The sequence below is a fragment of the Rothia sp. 27098_8_27 genome (assembly GCF_041432805.1).
GTDB classification, from domain to species: Bacteria; Actinomycetota; Actinomycetes; order Actinomycetales; family Micrococcaceae; genus Rothia; species Rothia mucilaginosa.
The window spans coordinates 22,621-38,505 of record NZ_JAPWAJ010000008.1; the positions used below are offsets into that span (position 1 = coordinate 22,621).

A 15,885-nucleotide genomic window follows, 5' to 3' on the forward strand; every position below is an offset into this window, starting at 1 on the left:
GGTGTAGGGAAGGTGCTAGACCTTAGGAGTTCTTACTAGGCTTCGGTCTTCGGGTCACGGTAGGTGCCCTCGAAGACGTCGGGGATGCCGTTGTCGTCAGCGTCTACGCTTTCCTTCTCAGCCAGGGCACGGTAGTGCTTGTTACGGCGTGAAAGGATAACGGCACCAACAATCGCGGCGAGCACGGAACCGAAGAGAATCGCAATCTTGGCGTCTTCGGTGTGCGGAGAGCCGTGCGGGAAGGACAGCTCAGCGACCAGCAGGGACACAGTGAAGCCGATACCGCCGGTTGCAGCCAGACCGATCACGTCAATCCATGCGATGTCCGGGTCGAGGTTAGCGTTCTTGAAGCGAGTCACGAGCCAGGTGGTGCCGAAAATACCGATGGTCTTACCTGCAACCAGTGCAACCATAATGCCGACCGCCACCGAGTCGGTGAGGGCGCGTCCGAGGCCTTCAAAACCGCCCACAGCCACACCCGCGCTGAAGAATGCGAAGATCGGCACGCAGATGCCGGTAGAGAGGGGACGGAATCGGTGCTCCAGCACCTCTGCAAGACCGTGTTCAGCCTGTGCCGCCTCAGAGCGAGCGGACATCTTCACGGGCACCAGGAAGCCGAGAACCACGCCGGAAATGGTGGCGTGAATGCCGGACTCGAGGAAGAGTGCCCAGGTGATAATACCCAGGGGCAGCAGCAGAATCCATGCGGCGAGAGGCTTCAGGTGCAGCATGGTCTCACCGCGGTAGGCAATGAACGCGAAAAGAGCGAGGGGGATGAGTGCGAAGAGCAGGTACTCGCCGTGGAAGTTATTGGTGTAGAAGATCGCGATAATGCAGATTGCAATCAGGTCGTCGACCACTGCCAGGGTCAGCAGGAAGACACGCATCGCCGAGGGGAGGAAAGTACCCACGGCGGCGAGAACAGACACCGCGAACGCAATATCGGTTGCGGTGGGGATCGCCCAGCCGTGCAGAGCGGTGGGGCTGGTGAAGTTCAGCGCCGTGTAGATAATCGCGGGCACTGCCACGCCACCGAAGGCAGCCGCAATCGGCACAATCGCGGTGGAAGGCGACTTGAGGTCACCAATCACAAATTCCTTCTTCAACTCCAGACCTGTGAGGAAGAAGAAAACGACGAGCAGGCCGTCTGCCGCCCAGGTACCGATGCTCATCTGCAGGTGGTTGAAACCGGGGATGACCGGGCCAACAACGGTGTCTCGCAGACCGAAGTAGAAGCTGGATGCGGGGGTGTTGGCGAGTACTACTGCCAGCACCGTCGCAATCAGAAGTACGGTACCGCCGACTGATTCTGCACGCAGAATGTCGGCTACGCGGCGTGAGTTGCTATATGAGCCGCGGCTGAGGGTATCTGGGTTGGTGTGAGTCATTCTCTCCTCTTTCTGCCGCGATATTATGCGGCATCTAAGGCTTTTAAGTTTACTCTGCACTGTATGAGCATTCGAGTACCCGCTGGCGGCTTTTAGCTCCTGGACGATGCACCGCGGTGTGCTTTTTTTGTCGTATATGCATAAACGTTCCGCCCTCGCCGCGTGGTGCGGTGAGAGCGGAACGTTTAGTATTTCTGCAGCTATTCTGCGTGTTCGACTAGCGCTCTAGTCGTGCGAATGCGAGATTATGCGCCTGCGATAGCGGGTGCGCCGGACTCCTGGCCGTGGTCGTGTGCCAGCTCGCGTGCAACGTAGTTCTCCAGGTCGAAGAGGTTGCCGTTTGCGCGCTTCACGATGGTCACCAGGGTCTCCATGGTTGCAACTTCCTCAACCTGTTCCTTCAGGAACCAGAGGATGAACTGCTCGCCCAGTGCGTAGTTCTCAGCGCGTGCTGCGGAGAACAGAGCCTCGATCTGACCGGTGACAACCTTCTCCTGTGCCAGGGACATGTCAACGATTTCCTGAACGTTCGCGAAGTCGTTCTTCACAGCGGGAACAGCGGGGATCTCGACCTTGTGGCCGCGGTCCAGCTTGTACTGAACCATCATGAGTGCGTGCTCGCGCTCTTCGAGGGACTGCTGGTAGAAGAACTTAGCCAGCTGGGGCAGGTCCTCACCGTCGAGCCAGATAGCCATGGACAGGTACTGGTGAGATGCTGCGAACTCGTGGCCGATCTGCTCGTTCAGAAGGTCGTAGAAAGACTTAGACATATGGTTTCTCCTTATATGGTGGTTGCTTTTGGGTGCCGGGATGGCGCGGTGCAACCTGTTGATATTTATCGTAAGGGGTGGGGTGCGTCATGTACAGAGAGAAAAGGCTAATCGGTGAATCAGATAAGGTACCCCTGACATATTGTCACCACAACCCTTAGTGCGGATGCCCTGAATGCTTTCTTTGGGTTATGTGGTATTGGGTGCGTTTCCTTGAGATTTCGCGGTTTAAAGCGGTATTAGATACCCCAACATCCCGCGTATACGCATGATGCCCCTGCGCCCGACAGCCGGTCATCCGACGTTTCATAGCGGTACGTGATGCCGCAAAAATTTTTTAAAATTCTTCGAATGTATCGATGCTCGGGGCAACTTTAGGCGGCTTTAAGGTTCGTGCGTACCGCAGCGCTCGCGGCTACAAGAGCCTATTTAAGAAATCTGTTAAAGAGATAAGGCACGTTCCCAGTGGGGAATGTGCCTTATCTCTGATTCTCTCAACTCTCGCCCGGGGCGAATCTTACCCGAGGGCGGAGGAGGTTATTGTGTGGGGTAGTCCCCACGCTGCAGTGCATCAATCGAGATGACGTTTGAGGGGGTGTTGCCGAGGACTGCCTCGCCGATTTCTGCGAGATGCTCAACCTGTTCGGTGGTCAGGTGGTCGAAAATCTGGCGGCGTACTTCGCTCACGTGGCCGGGTGCGACCTCCTGCACCTTCTGCTCGCCTGCGGGGAGCAAGTGGCAGATACTGACGCGGCGGTCTTCCGCGCTGAGGGAGCGGCGGACGTAGCCGTCCTTCTCCAGGCGTGCCACAACGCGGGAGAGGCGTGCCGGGAGGGTGTTGGTAGTAACTGCCAGCTCGGTCATGGTGAGGGAATGATCCTTGGACTCGGAGAGCATTGCGAGCACCATGTATTCGACAAAGCTAATGCCAGCTTCGCTCTGCAGCTGGTTTTCCAGTTTGCGGGTGAGGCTGAAGATAATGGAGCTGATAAAGAGCCAGCCTTCTCGCTCTTGCGGGGAGAGCCACTGGATGGATTCGCTGTGTGCGGTATTGTCAGACCGCTGCGCAGACGTGGTTGGTGTGGACACGGGATTGGTTCCTCTTTTATCGGATATGGAGCTCCCTTATTAAGGGGAGGTGTGGTGTGCTGGCACCCATTGTAGCGAAAGGTCTTGCCCGGTAACCCTAAATTGGTACGGTCAAGTAATGCTTGACACTTTGGTGCTAATTTTTTGGAGGGTGCTAGGGTCATCTTTTTGCACGCAGTGACTATAAAAACCTTGGGTAGACAAGTGATGCACGACATATTTAAAAAGATTTCCGGTACAAGTATAGATGAGAACGTACCAAGAAGCATACTCACGAATTGAGCCAAATTCCGCGGAATATCAAGGTTTTTAGGGGGGTCAGTGAAAATTCTAAGGAGTGTAAAGAGCTTGCCAAGGGTGAAAAATAACGAAACGATAACAAAAATTTTAAAAAAATCTCGGTTTTGGCTTTGCAACCGTAATGAAACCGTGTACACTAATTACATAACGGGGTCGAAGGAAGCCTCCGAGGCGAGACCGGAAGCTCGCTTCGATAGGTTCGACTCTCTATTTATCGGTGATTGTCGTCGGTGTACGAGTAACTCGTATTTCTACCGACGGATGTGCGGTGCGGATGCAGTTCGTGGTTGGGCTGCATTCCGTACCGTATCTTTTTAACTGAAATCTCTATCAACTCACTCTAAGAGCATCCAATGATCGGGTGCTCTTTTTCTTTGCCCTCATAGGGATTAGCAAGAGCACCCCTGCGAACTAGGGGAGGAGCATGAGTCGAGGGGTCTGCACGCCTGCACTGCACCCCTTGCAGTTGTGGTGTTACTGTGCCGTATCGCGCCAGGAATGTTACCCACAGGGGTTATCCACAATGGTTATCCACAGTGTGGAGAACTTACACGCATGTGATTTGGTGAAGCTGGCGATGATGGTAATGCGAGATACCAAGAGGGGCCCGGTCAAAAAATTCTTGTAATTACAGGCTTTTGGAGCCGTTAAAAGCGAGGGTAAGTTCTTAAACAGAAGACCTTTTCACCTTTAAAACCGCGGAACCCGAAAATTTCCACAGCTGTGGATAACCCTGTGCACTTAATCCACCGCCTCCGGCGTCAGGAGGCGCGTAAGATCGCTCGGCAGCCCTGTTGGCACTCAATATTTTGGCTAGTAGAAGGAAAAACACCCCGAATGGGGGCGAAAATTCTGCAGTTTATCCCCCGCGCATCCCCAAAATAGGATGTTATCCACAGCAGTTATCCACAGTGTGGAGAACTTACAGCACTGTTATTCACATGAGTGTATACCCCGGTATTTCAAGGCAGAATAGGGTATCGACCCTGAAAATCCTGTTGATGCACAGGGTTATCCACAGATGTGGGGAAAAGTCTTTGCCTAAAATCCACAGGCTCGAGCGAGGTCTTACATAAATGTGACGCTCCCCAACTCATGAAAAGTAAAGTAAACGCTACGCTGGTAATCTTTAATACAAGCCAAGTTTTCTAATGAAAGGCATCATCATGGCTGAAAAGTACACCCTCCCCGAGCTCCCCTACGACTACGCGGCGCTCGAGCCCCACATCTCCGCAAAGATCATGGAGCTGCACCACGACAAGCACCACGCAGCATACGTTGCAGGCGCTAACGCAGCTCTCGAGCAGCTCGAAGAGGCACGCGAGAACGGTGCATACGGCAACGTCTCCAAGCTCTCCAAGGACCTGGCGTTCAACCTGGGTGGCCACACCAACCACTCCATCTTCTGGAACAACCTGTCCCCCGAGGGTGGCGACAAGCCCACCGGCGAGCTGGCAGCGGCAATCGACGAGTTCTTCGGCTCCTTCGACAAGTTCCGTGAGCACTTCACCAACGTTGCACTGACCATTCAGGGCTCCGGCTGGGCAATCCTCGCATGGGACACCGTTGGCAAGCGCCTCATCATCGAGCAGCTTTACGACCAGCAGGGCAACATCTCCGTTGCACTGATTCCCGTTCTGCAGCTGGACATGTGGGAGCACGCATTCTACCTGGACTACCAGAACGTCAAGGGCGAGTACGTCAAGGCATTCTGGAACATTGTGAACTGGGCTGACGTTCAGGCTCGCTTCGAGCGCGCAGTGTCCCAGACCAAGGGCCTGGTCCTCTAATCTAGGTTTTCGTCAGCGCGGTGAAGTGGCCGCGGTGAGGTAACTGAAACGGGTGCCCGGCGCCTCCATATTCGGAGGTGCCGGGCACCCGTTCGTTTAACGGCCTAATCGGGATGCACCCGTAGTTTTAAGCGTGCTGATGTAACAACTGGAATGTGAAATTTGTAAATCTGGTGGTTTTGAGTGGCAAATATGTAACTCTCAATCAGGTTTTGAGTGACAAAATGTAACTTTCCAGCAGATTTTGTCGCTCAAATGTAAAGTTCACGCAGGAGTACATACACGAGTGCCATGTAACTTTGTCCTAGATGGCGCTCTGGATACTATTTCCTGTCTTAGATGTACAGCGGAACCCTAGAGCGCCAGCGTGCGGTCAATGCGGATGCGGCGGCAGAAATCCTCATCATGGCTCACCACGATGAGCGCGCCGGTATAGGCTTCGAGTGCCTGCACCAGCCAATCCACCGAGGAAATATCGAGGTTATTCGTCGGCTCATCCAATATGAGTAGCTGCGGCACCGGGTTGGCCAGAAGCACCTGTGCCACCGCGGCACGGAAGCGCTCACCACCGGAGAGCTCACCGGTCTTGTGGTGCACGCTCTCGCGACGGAAGAGCAGGCGCGCCAGCTGGTCACGCAGATGCTGTTCGCTCACGCCGGGGTTAGCCCGCTGCACGCACTGCAGAAGAGTGAGCTCCGGGTCAAGGCTAATGCGCTGGGGAATGTAGGCCCCCTCGATGCAATAGCCGACGCGGTAGGTGGGCTGCACGGGGGAGCGGTACTCCGGGTCTTTGGCATGGGCGATGGCCTCGAGGAGGGTGGTCTTGCCGCTGCCATTCGCGCCGGTGATGCGCAGGTGCTCGGGGCCGCTGAGAATCAGGTGTTCTGGGCGTTCCGCCGGGGTTCCCTGATTGCTCTCGCTATCAGCCTCGGCAGGTGAAAAATGCAGAGAATCAACCTTAGTGGGTTGCTGAATGGCAAATGTTTCACGTGAAACCCGAAAATCAACACGGTGAGAATCAACCCTGTGCAGCTCCAGTACCTTGCGCCCCGCGGGTAGGGGCTGCTGGCTCAGTTCGGCGTAGATCTTCTCCTGCACGCGCACCTCATCCTGGGCGTTCTGGTATGCCTCCCGGGCCTGTTCCTGCTTGCCGATGCGCAGAACTCGAAGCTTTGCCGCCGCCTGACGTGAGGCGTCCTTGGTGAGGGCAAGAATCGTATCCGGCTGGTCGTCCTTCCACACCTGCGCCATGTTCTTCGAGATAATCTCCTGCGCCTGCACCCACTCGCGATGCGCCGAACGCACCCGGTTCTTCGCCTCGGTCACGCGACGCTGAGCCGCCTGCTGCTCGGTGTCCAGCGCCTGCCGGTAGGTACTGTAGTTACCTTCAAAGAGACGCAGATGCGCCAGTCCCTGACGGTCGGCGTGAAGCTCCGCAATCATGTGCATGCGCTCCAGTAGGTCGCGGTCGTGGCTGATAATGAGCGCCGGGCAGGGCAGTGCCTCCAACGCGGCGAAGAGCTGAGCCTTCGCTGAGGAGTCCAGGTTGTTTGTCGGCTCATCGAGCAGGATGAACTCGGGGTCAGAAATCATCAGCGAGGCAAGCGCGGCAATGACCGCCTCGCCACCGGAGAAGCTGCTCATGTTGCGGGCAAAGAGCGCCCGAACCGCCTCCGAGTTGTCGCGATCAACCACGGTCGCCGGGGTGAAACCGTAGGTCGCAAGAGCCGCGAGGGTGCGCTCCTCAACGTCCCAGCTGTCCCCGATGGTCTCGTAGAGTTCGGGGGAGTATTCGCCGGATTCTACCGCCTGTAGCGCCCGCAGAATCTCGGCGATTCCGCAGAGCTCGGCGAGGGTCTGCTCCCGGTCCAGACCCAAATCCTGAGGTAGATACGCCATGCGTGCCGGCGCCGCCAAAGAACCGGAACTCGGGGTCAAATCGCCCAAAATCAACCTCATGAGGGTTGTTTTTCCGCAACCATTATCGCCAATGAGCCCGGTCAGAGGTGCCGAAAATACCGCCGAAAGGTCCACAAACAGTAGAGGTTGGCTCGGGTGCGCAAAGTGTAGATGGGCGATACTAACGTGCGCCGCCGCGTGGGAAGTGGCGTGCGAGCGGGCATCGCGGGAAGAAGCGGAACGGGGAAAGGTCGCCTGCGGCTGAAGTACGTGTGTCATACGAGCTCCTTGAGGTATGGATGCTCGGGTGCTCTCAAACTCCGACGGTGGTGCGTTGCAGCAGTGTGCCGGCGATTTGGAGGTGCCTATGCTGAGCGCGTGGCGGTAAGAGGATCGCCCCAAAAAGGGCGCGAAAAAACCCGAGCGTAACGGTGGATGTACCTGTGCCCGGGTGTGTGCGCGCTGATTGGAACACGTAGGAAACGTGTCCGTAGAGCTGCTGCGTGAGCGCGCAAAAAATTCTTCTGAGTCCGGGCTTATGCTCGGTGGGTCATTTCTTTGATGCCTCCTAGATTCCGAAGGGCACCCCGGTCGCGCCTTGGGTGGCTTCGGTCAAACGATACATTCAGCTCCAGGCTACCTCGGTAACGGGAGCGGGAAGAGAGCTGATGGCTCAAGCATAGAAACTGTGTGGGTGCTGAGTCAAACACCCCCCCATGTGGAGAAGATTCAGCATGCTGATTCCCCGAATGGTTCCTTCCCGAGAGTTTTTGTTGAAAGGTTGAGTGTGCGGTCAATGCGGATACGGCGGCAGAAATCCTCATCATGGCTCACCACGATGAGCGCGCCGGTATAGGCTTCGAGTGCCTGCACCAGCCAATCCACCGAGGAAATATCGAGGTTATTCGTCGGCTCATCCAATATGAGTAGCTGCGGCACCGGGTTGGCCAGAAGTACCTGCGCCACCGCGGCACGGAAGCGCTCACCTCCGGATAAATCCCCAATGCGCTGATGTACGCTTTCGCGACGGAAGAGCAGGCGCGCCAGCTGGTCACGCAGATGCTGTTCGCTCGCACCGGGATTCGCCCTCTGTACGGTTTCAAGGAGGGTGAGCTCCGGGTCGAGGATGATGCGCTGCGGCAGGTATGCGGTGTTGTCCAGGCGGTAGAGCACTTGGTATGCAGGCGGCACTGGGGAACGGTAATCAGGGTCATTCGCGTGCGCTATCGCATTGAGAAGCACAGTCTTGCCACTGCCGTTTGCTCCCGTGATGTGCAGGTGTTCGGGTCCGGTCAGGATAAGAACCTCGGGAAAATCTTGGATTTGAAGCAGATAATCAACTTTATATGGTTGTGTTTCACGTGAAACGGTGTTTTGGGTGTACGCATTCTTAAGGTCGGTGCTCTGTGGTGTAGATGCGCAAGAGTCGTTCTTCACCCGATGTAATTCCAGTACTTTCCGCCCCAATGGGAGCGCATCCTGAACAAGTTCCAGATAGATACGCTCCTGCATGCGCAGGTTCTCTTGGGCTTCTCCAACTGCCGCCCGCGCATCCGCCACCATGCTTTCGTGGGCTGTGTGAAGTTTCCCGGCAGAGCGCTCTGAACTGTTCTTATCCAGGCCCATAGCCATGCCAGGTTTCCGCTTTGACCGTTCAAATTCGCGGCCTCGGCGGGTGTTGCGATCGAGCTTAATCTGGTTCTCGGCGCGCTCACGCTCAGCCTTACGCGCCTCATTCTTTGCCTCGGTCACGCGACGCTGAGCCGCCTGCTGCTCGGTCTCCAGCGCCTGCCGGTATGTGCTGTAGTTACCCTCGAAGAGGCGCAGATGAGCCAGCCCCTGACGATCGGCGTGAAGCTCCGCAATCACGTGCATGCGCTCCAGCAGATCGCGGTCGTGGCTAATGATGAGTGCCGGGCAGGGCAGCGCCTCCAGTGTCGTGAAGAGCTGGGCTTTCGCCGCGGAGTCCAGGTTGTTCGTCGGTTCGTCGAGCAGGATGAACTCTGGGTCTGAATACAGAAGCGCGGTGAGTGCGGCTGTGACTGTCTGACCACCTGAAAAGGTGCTAAGGGGACGCATCAGAAGGTTGCGACGGGCCTGTGTATCGGTCGTAGTGAGGGCAGGACCAAAACCATGTTCGGCAAGGGCTACGAGGGTGCGTTCTTCAATATCCCAGGCGTCGCCTATGGTGTCGTAAAGGCTGGGGGAATATTCGCCCGATTCCAGCGCATCAAGCGCCTGCAGTATTTTTGTAATTCCAAAAATATCGGCAAGATGCTGATGCCCACTCAATCCTAAATCTTGCGGTAGGTACGCTATGTGCGGTGGGGTGCTGATTATGCCTTGACTAGGGTTTATGTCGCCAAGAATAAGTCTGAAGAGGGTGGTTTTTCCGGCGCCGTTATCGCCGATAAGTCCAGTGAGTGGCGCAGAAAATACCGCGGAAAGGTCCGCAAAAAGCGGAGGCTGGCTCGGGTGTGCGTACGAAATATGGTCGAGTGTAATGTGACGTGACATGGGCCGAGTTCCTTCGAATGGGTGCTCGGATTCCCGCCATCGTAGTGCACGTTAGGCATGAGAATATGAAAAAACCCGAGCGCGGTCTGTAGGTACACGTAAGCCCGGGTAGTGGGGTGGACGCATAAAAGCGCATTGACCTGGTGTTGTTGGATCCGGGCTTATGCTTGGTGGGTCATTTCTTTGATGCCTCCTAGATTCCGAATACCGCCCCGGTCGCGCCTTGGGCGGCTTCGGTCAAACATTGCGTTCAGCCCCTTAGGTTACCCCCACGGTGGGGTAATACGGATAGAGAGCTGATGGCTCCAGCATAGGGAGCGTGCGGGTGCTGAGTCAAACACCCTCCCGCAAAACCTTCTGACAAGTACCGATACCCCCTAGAGAGCACTGGAGAGTACTAGAGAACACAAAAGGAGGGGCGACACCAATCGGTGCCACCCCTCCTTTTAGGCATTAAATCTGCGCGCATACAACGCGGCTAATGTCCGAGAATAAACGCTATTACGCCTCGTGGCGTTCACGGTACATGCCCAGCGGGCCCGCATCCGCGTACGCCTGAGCGTCGTTGTAACGGTACAGGCGCGGCGGGCGGTGACGGGTGCCCTCCACGCGGCGGCCGGTGTCAATAATCGACTTCGACGCCGCAATCTGGCGTCGGAAGTTCGCCGGATCCAGGGTGCGACCCAGAATCGCCTCGTACACCTCACGCAGCTGCGCCAGGGTGAACTCTTCACCCAAGAAAGAGTGCGCAATACGCGAGTACTCCACCTTGTTCTGCAGGCGGTAGAGCGCGTACTCAATGATTTCGTTGTGGTCGAAGGCGAGCTCGGGCAACTCATCCACCGGGAACCAGCGGATGTTCTCGTGCACGCGAGTGTTCGCGACCTCGGTGGCGGGAATCGACGCCCAGTACACCACGGAAACCACGCGCTCGTGATCAGTACCGGGTGCCGGGTCGGGCTCGCCCACAACGCGGGCGGCACGCGCCTCGGGGGTGCGCAGAACGTCACCGAATGCGTAGAGCTGCTCCAGGTAGCCGGGCTGCAGGTTGGTTGCGCGCTTCAGGGTCGAAGCGGCTGCCTCTTCGAGGGAAAGATTCGGGTTAAGCGGACCGCCAGGAAGCGCCCACTGGCCCTTATAAGGCTCGCGGAGGCGGCGAACCAGCGGCAGCCACAGGGTCGGGTGGGTTTCGTTTTCCTTGGGGCGCAGTGCCAGAATAACGGTCGAGACGGCGAGGGATACAGAGGTGTGGTCCACGTCGTTGTGCTCTTCAACGGCGACTGCGCCGGGAAGAGGCTGGGATGCGATGCTCATTCAGACCTCCTGTGCGAATGGGTATCGATAGGTGTGCATACCCTACCCATTTTAAGGGGTTAATAGGGTAAAAATGCACGCAAGGCACCCGCTGAGTCGAAAACCGGTACCATCCGCGTCGTGTCAAGGGGAAAAGTTCAGGTACCGGACACACCAAAGCGCCTCTCCTGTCTGTCCAATAGGACAGACAGGAGAGGCGCTTTGGTGTCTACTTATGCAACGTCTAACTATGCAGTTTTAGGTGCAGAGTAGGGGTGCAGACTAGTCGATCTGCAGCTCGCCCATAGCGTCCCAGCCCTCGCCGTCAACCAGGCGAGAAACAATCTTCGGGGTTGCGGTCAGCATGGGGCGCATGTCCTTCAGAGCCTGCTGGAAGTGGTCAGAGTTCACGTGCGGGCCAGCTGCGTCGTCGTTGAAAGCCTCGAGCAGAACGAACTCGTTCGGGTCCTCGATGCTGCGGGACCACTCGAAGAACTTGTTGCCTTCCTCGGCGCGGGTTGCCTCGGTGAAAGCGCGGGTCTTCTCAATCCACTGGTCGGCGTATTCGGGCTTGACGGGGAACTTTACGGCAATGAAAATCATCGGAACTCCTTGGTTGAAGAGTAGATACGTACCCTTCCAGTTTAAGCCCCGGGTGCTCGCCGGCGCTGAAGAATAGGGTTTGAGGTAGCGGTTTTAGCTTGTGGCTTTAACCGCTGTGTCGAGTGGCTTTTGTGGTTTAACGAGCCGCCGCCTTGAGTACCTGCAGGGCGCGTTCGAGTGCCGCTCGGTCTGCCGCGATGGCTGCGGCCCTCTGCGGGCTGGCGGAGTCGCCTCCGAATGCCGCGTTGTAGTACATGCCATCACCCAGAAGCAGCACGGTGCGGGCGATCTGTTCATCACCCAGCTCAGCGAGGACGAGCGCATGCCAGCCATCCTGTACGCGGCTCATGGTCTGCTGGGCGAGCTCATTATTGTTCTGCGCCAGGCGGCTGAGGGCAATGAGGGCACGGTCGAACGGGGTGTTATCCGGCGTGGAGGAATTGATGTAGTAGGCGCTTGCCCCCTCGGGTGCCTGCTTCATCGCCGCGAAGTCCTCTTCAGCCAGGGTGAGGGTGCGTTCTGCGAGCGCCTCAAGGAGCGCCTTCTTGGATGAGAAGTGGTAGAGTAGCCCGCCCTTGGATACCTTGGCGGCGGTGGCGACGGCGTCGAGGGTTGCGGCGCGTTCTCCCGAGCGAATCAGCAGGTCGACGTAGGTGTCGAGGATGTGTTCGCGGGAGTTGTTGGCGCGCTGTTTGCGGTGGTTGGGTGTGGTCATGGGTACCAGTCTAACCGCTTGAAACTATACCGTCCAGTTGGTATAGTTAATCTTCGTTTGTGGACCCGCCCGGCACCCTAAAACCTCCGGGTAAGCCCCGAAACCTCACTAAAAGCCCTAGTCCAAAAGATAGGCCGGGCCGATGCCGCCGCGTCCGCCGCATCAGCCGAAATCCCATAGACGCAGGAAAACAACCCATGACGAATCACAATCCGCACACCACGGCTCTGCCCATTCACGCCCCCGACCAGAAGACCAAGCGCTGGGCGGCACTCGGCGTGCTCATGCTCCCGGTGCTCCTGGTCTCCATCGACAACACGGTGCTCGCCTTCGCGGTGCCCGCAATCGCTAAGGCGCTGAGCCCCTCCTCCGCGGAGCAGCTGTGGATCGTTGATGCCTACTCGCTGGTGCTCTCCGCCCTGCTCGTGCCCATGGGCGCTATCGGTGACCGCATCGGCCGCCGTAAGCTGCTGCTCATCGGTTCGACCGGCTTCGCTGCGATTTCTGCGCTCGCGGCGTTCGCACCCTCCGCACTGATGCTCGTGATTGCCCGTGCCCTGCTCGGTATTTTCGGTGCGATGCTCATGCCGGCGACCCTGTCGATTATCCGCAATATCTTTGTGGATGCGACCGAGCGCCGCATCGCTATTGCCGTGTGGGCTTCGGGCTTCTCCGCCGGTGCGGCGCTGGGCCCGATCGTGGGTGGCTTCCTGCTGGAGCACTTCGACTGGGGTTCGGTGTTCCTGCTTGCTGTGCCGATTCTGATTCCTCTGCTGATTCTTGCCCCGATCATGGTGCCCGAGTCTAAGGATCCGAATCCCAGCCCGGTGGATCCGCTGAGCATCCTGCTGATTATGACCGGCATGACCGGCATTACCTTCGGCCTGACTCACACCTCCGAAACCGGTTTCGATGCAGTGGCTATTAGCACCATCCTGGCTGGCCTGTGCTTCATCGTTCTGTTTGTGCTGCGTCAGCTCAACCGCGAGAAGAACGATATTCAGCCCATGCTGGATGTGCGCCTCTTCCGCAACACCGTGTTCACCGGCGCGATTACCGCAAACCTCATCTCCATGATGGTGGACGTTGGCTTCATCTACTTCGCCTCCCAGCACCTGCAGTTGGTCTCCGGTCTGCCGCCCATGTACGCCGGTATGCTGCTGATTCCCGGTACCCTGGCGATCATTATCGCCGGTCTGGTGATTGCGCGCGTGGCGGTGCACTTCCACCCGGCGCAGGTGGTGTCTTTCGGTCTGGCGCTCCACGCTGCCGCGTTCGCGGTGCTCGCCTTCCTGGGTGCGCACAACGACTTGGTGATTATCCTGATCTTCATCGTGCTCGGTACCGGCATCGGTATTGCGCAGACCATTTCGAACGACCTGATGCTCTCCAGCGTGCCGCCGCGTAAGGCTGGTGCGGCATCCGCGATCTCGGAGACCTCCTACGAGACAGGTACGGTGCTCGGCACCGTCATCATTGGTGGCATGCTCACCGCCGTCTACCGCGCAAATGTGGTTGTACCCGACGGCCTGGATGAGACTCTCGCCGACCACGCCCACGAAACCCTCGGCGGTGCCGTGTCCGTCGCCAGCCATGTAGGTGGCGAGCAGGCGAACCAGCTGCTCTCCTCCGCATTCGCTGCCTTCGACTCGGGCGTGGTGCTGAGCTCCGCATTCAGTGCCGTGCTCATGGGTGTTATGGCTGTCATCAGCTACCTCATGATTCGTAAGGCACCGCGCGAAATGAAGCCCGCAGAACACTAATACAGCGCACTAAACCTCATAGATAAGCTCCGTCTCCCGTTGCTCTTGAGCGCCGGGAGGCGGGGCTATTTTTACGCACCCACCTGCGCATTTAAAGGTTCAGCACAGGTGCCGGTGGTACGGTAAAAACAGTAGGCTCACGCCCGAAAAAGTCGCCCGAAAAAGACAGAGGAACCAACGGCTCCACACACTCAAGGAGGAACGCCACCATGGGACTCAAAGACTGGATTGCACCCTTCATTACACTGCTGATTGGTGCCAGCACCATCTTCATCTCCTACAAGAACTACCAGGCGCAGGCGGCGGCAAAACCCTCCGAACTGGCGCGACTGGAACTGTGGAGCAAGCTCCTCACCGAAGCCGGCTTGGACCTCAACGCCCTACCCGACCCCGAAAAGCTCACCTCCGACCAGCGCGTCGTCCTCGAAAACTACCGGGTCTTCCTCAAGCGTGCGTCCCTCGAATCGAAGCTGCGTAAAGTTGGCATCGACAGCAACCGTATCTTCAGCCTGCTCATGAAGCGTGCGCACTCTTCCGTGAAGCCTACGCCCATCCCCATTGGCGACTCGATTAGCTACTACCGCCTGATTCTACGTGCCCTGCTGTACATTTGGGTTCCGCTGGCCGTGATTTTCATCGGCGTGCCCATCATCGTGGTCACCATCGCCTACCTGATTGGCCTGTTCACGAACCACCGCGGCAATCTGTCTGACTTTGCACTCTCCCCGCTCGCCGTGGTGCTCCTGATTGTTGGTGCGGTCGCCGTCGGTGCCCTCGTGTACCTGCAGAACCGCATTATCTCCGCCATTATCGCGAACAATGTGTACTTTTACTTCTGGGATATTTACGGCTCCAAGAAGGGCGCTCGCGACTCCAAGGACGCCTACAGCGAGCGCCTGGCGGCTAAAACCTACGCCGACCAGCTGTTCCTCGGTCAGCAGGAGTTCGCTCACCAGTTCCGCGAGAACATGTACATGGCGGGTATTCAGGAGATTGATGAGTACCCGCGCGTGCTCAGCGACAGCGTGATGCTGCCGCGCAACTACCGGGTTGCGGAAACCACCGAGGGTGAGGACCGTATCGACCGCTTCGTGAACTGGGTGCGCTCCAAGATTGGTTTTGAGCGCCTGGAACCGCGCATCATCTACAGGCTCGAACATAAGGACGCGCACAAGGATGCGAAGAAGGAATCCGCGCACGGTGAGCCGGTAGCTACTGAGCAGGGTGTTTCTGAGCAGCCTGTAGAGACTCTGGCTCAGGATAAGCAGGAGGATGCGCAGAAGGCTCCGGAGGCGCCCGCCTCTGCGGAGTCCGCCTCGGATGAGCCCATCGTCGCGGAGGTGTCCGTCGAGGCTCCTGCCGATAATCCTACTGACGTGCTTGCCGGGGATCTAGCTGATGCACCCACCGAGCCCGTCACCGGAAGCGCCACCGAACCCTCTGCCGTATCTGGGGTATCTGCCGCATTCGGAGAGGATGATCCCACGGAGGTGTTCAACCCCATCACGCAGAACGCCGCTATCGGCGAGAAGGCTGACGGTGAGAAGCCCAAAAACTAAATAGCCGCCCGGAGCGCAGAAAATCTCCGGAGCACCAAAATCCGGGCATGAGAAAAGGGTCGCAGCCTACGAATCGCCATTGAATCGTAAGCGTGCGACCCTTTTCCTTTCCCTTCAAGGAAGAGCAGAATCGGAGGTACCGCCCGACCAAGAAGAGCCAAATGATGCGCCCCTCCACCAGTAGAGGTTGCCTGGCAGA

11 protein-coding genes are annotated in these 15,885 nt (G+C 57.6%); 3 read left to right on the forward strand and 8 right to left on the reverse strand.

All coding sequences use genetic code 11. From position 1 onward, the window contains the following. Positions 1 to 35 precede the first annotated feature (35 nt). The 3 genes from nhaA to O3675_RS08485 all read right to left on the reverse strand — a co-directional run bounded on the left by nhaA (position 36) and on the right by O3675_RS08485 (position 3,247). The gene (nhaA, locus tag O3675_RS08475; protein ID WP_371572014.1) at positions 36 to 1,388 is read right to left on the reverse strand and encodes a Na+/H+ antiporter NhaA; all 1,353 of its coding nucleotides are present in this window, start codon (positions 1,386 to 1,388) and stop codon (positions 36 to 38) included. A 245-nt stretch (positions 1,389 to 1,633) separates the two neighbouring features. Beyond that, on the reverse strand, positions 1,634 to 2,158 hold the full coding sequence (locus O3675_RS08480) for a ferritin (protein WP_005507373.1): 525 nt from the start codon (positions 2,156 to 2,158) through the stop codon (positions 1,634 to 1,636). A gap of 537 nt (positions 2,159 to 2,695) precedes the next feature. After that, positions 2,696 to 3,247 (reverse strand): MarR family winged helix-turn-helix transcriptional regulator, encoded by a 552-nt coding sequence (locus tag O3675_RS08485; RefSeq protein WP_371572016.1) that lies wholly within the window; start codon positions 3,245 to 3,247, stop codon positions 2,696 to 2,698. Positions 3,248 to 4,713: 1,466 nt separating this feature from the next. On the opposite strand from O3675_RS08485, the gene O3675_RS08490 reads away from it, so the two are divergent. Then, entirely contained in the window at positions 4,714 to 5,337 is a 624-nt protein-coding gene (locus tag O3675_RS08490; RefSeq protein ID WP_005507370.1) for a superoxide dismutase, read from the forward strand. Between the two features lie 354 nt (positions 5,338 to 5,691). Here the strand turns inward: O3675_RS08490 and O3675_RS08495 are convergent, their stop codons facing one another. The 5 genes from O3675_RS08495 to O3675_RS08515 form a co-directional block, all read right to left on the reverse strand. Next, the gene (locus tag O3675_RS08495) at positions 5,692 to 7,515 is read right to left on the reverse strand and encodes an ATP-binding cassette domain-containing protein (RefSeq protein ID WP_371572019.1); all 1,824 of its coding nucleotides are present in this window, start codon (positions 7,513 to 7,515) and stop codon (positions 5,692 to 5,694) included. 450 nt (positions 7,516 to 7,965) lie between these two features. Beyond that, positions 7,966 to 9,753, reverse strand: a complete 1,788-nt coding sequence (locus tag O3675_RS08500; protein ID WP_371572021.1) for an ATP-binding cassette domain-containing protein — start codon at positions 9,751 to 9,753, stop codon at positions 7,966 to 7,968. A gap of 501 nt (positions 9,754 to 10,254) precedes the next feature. After that, positions 10,255 to 11,067 (reverse strand): NUDIX domain-containing protein, encoded by an 813-nt coding sequence (locus O3675_RS08505; protein WP_049341969.1) that lies wholly within the window; start codon positions 11,065 to 11,067, stop codon positions 10,255 to 10,257. 261 nt (positions 11,068 to 11,328) lie between these two features. Continuing rightward, positions 11,329 to 11,649 carry a putative quinol monooxygenase gene (locus tag O3675_RS08510; protein WP_005507364.1) on the reverse strand — a complete coding sequence of 107 codons (321 nt, stop codon included), beginning with the start codon at positions 11,647 to 11,649 and terminating at the stop codon, positions 11,329 to 11,331. Positions 11,650 to 11,785: 136 nt separating this feature from the next. Then, positions 11,786 to 12,364: a TetR/AcrR family transcriptional regulator gene (locus O3675_RS08515; protein ID WP_294605273.1), complete on the reverse strand. Its 579-nt coding sequence runs from the start codon at positions 12,362 to 12,364 to the stop codon at positions 11,786 to 11,788. 197 nt (positions 12,365 to 12,561) lie between these two features. Here O3675_RS08515 and O3675_RS08520 point away from each other — a divergent pair, with 197 nt between their 5' ends. Both O3675_RS08520 and O3675_RS08525 read left to right on the forward strand, forming a co-directional pair. Further along, a complete protein-coding gene (locus tag O3675_RS08520) occupies positions 12,562 to 14,127 on the forward strand; it encodes an MFS transporter (protein WP_070824784.1) in 1,566 nt (521 codons plus the stop codon). A 209-nt stretch (positions 14,128 to 14,336) separates the two neighbouring features. Beyond that, positions 14,337 to 15,686 (forward strand): CoA-disulfide reductase, encoded by a 1,350-nt coding sequence (locus O3675_RS08525; RefSeq protein ID WP_371572024.1) that lies wholly within the window; start codon positions 14,337 to 14,339, stop codon positions 15,684 to 15,686. The last annotated feature ends 199 nt before the right edge of the window (positions 15,687 to 15,885 follow it).

Coding starts and splice junctions, on each gene's coding strand:
- O3675_RS08515 (WP_294605273.1), bottom strand. CDS start 12,364: ATGACCACACCCAACCACCGCAAACAGCGCGCCAACAACTCCCGCGAA.
- O3675_RS08510 (WP_005507364.1), bottom strand. CDS start 11,649: ATGATTTTCATTGCCGTAAAGTTCCCCGTCAAGCCCGAATACGCCGAC.
- O3675_RS08505 (WP_049341969.1), bottom strand. CDS start 11,067: ATGAGCATCGCATCCCAGCCTCTTCCCGGCGCAGTCGCCGTTGAAGAG.
- nhaA (WP_371572014.1), bottom strand. CDS start 1,388: ATGACTCACACCAACCCAGATACCCTCAGCCGCGGCTCATATAGCAAC.
- O3675_RS08520 (WP_070824784.1), top strand. CDS start 12,562: ATGACGAATCACAATCCGCACACCACGGCTCTGCCCATTCACGCCCCC.
- O3675_RS08500 (WP_371572021.1), bottom strand. CDS start 9,753: ATGTCACGTCACATTACACTCGACCATATTTCGTACGCACACCCGAGC.
- O3675_RS08490 (WP_005507370.1), top strand. CDS start 4,714: ATGGCTGAAAAGTACACCCTCCCCGAGCTCCCCTACGACTACGCGGCG.
- O3675_RS08525 (WP_371572024.1), top strand. CDS start 14,337: ATGGGACTCAAAGACTGGATTGCACCCTTCATTACACTGCTGATTGGT.
- O3675_RS08480 (WP_005507373.1), bottom strand. CDS start 2,158: ATGTCTAAGTCTTTCTACGACCTTCTGAACGAGCAGATCGGCCACGAG.
- O3675_RS08495 (WP_371572019.1), bottom strand. CDS start 7,515: ATGACACACGTACTTCAGCCGCAGGCGACCTTTCCCCGTTCCGCTTCT.